This window comes from Bacillus sp. P4_D3, from assembly GCF_056401855.1.
Genome location: NZ_JBFUIN010001297.1, coordinates 1 through 573 on the forward strand (window position 1 = coordinate 1; position 573 = coordinate 573).

Here is a 573-nt window from a genome sequence, read left to right on the forward strand (position 1 = left end):
CATATGATGCGCATAGGGGGAGTAATGAGAAAGTAGCAGAAGAATCTTATCGTGTGATTCAAGTGACTGTGGATGATTATGCAGGGGAATAGAAAAAAGCCTATTTTGATCGTATATTTCAAAATAGGCTTTTTCATATGATTAAATATTAGGAATAGAAAGAAGGATTCTAACGTTATTATACAGAATATTTAGATAATAGGAGGTGTCGAATTTTGAGTGAAATTGAATTAAAAAGTAATGTAATTAAGACAGGGCGAGAGAAGGGGATTATTCTTCGGTTTATACTTGCTAGTCTAGTTGGGGTGTTTATGTTTTTCGTACCAGTTACGATAAACGGTGCTTCGTCTATTATGATTGATCATATTGTATCGTGGATTCGGACTTCAGTTCCTTCTGTAGTACMATATTACGCATTACTTGTAATGATAATTGGTGCGATTTATCCATTTTATACGAAGAAATGGAATGCATCTATTGTAGAAATTTGTTTTTCTATTTTAAAAGTAGTAGGTGTTGTTTTTGGCGTATTATATTGTTTGAAAGTAGGACCAGCTTGGTTCTTTTCGCCAG

The 573-nt window shown here is 33.6% G+C and carries 2 pseudogenes; both read left to right on the top strand.

The features are described from left to right. Nucleotides 1–92 (top strand): annotated as a pseudogene (locus AC1DTM_RS30915) (aminoglycoside phosphotransferase); the annotation flags it as partial. 123 nt (nt 93–215) lie between these two features. Next, a pseudogene (locus AC1DTM_RS30920) lies at nt 216–573 on the top strand (YjiH family protein); the annotation flags it as partial.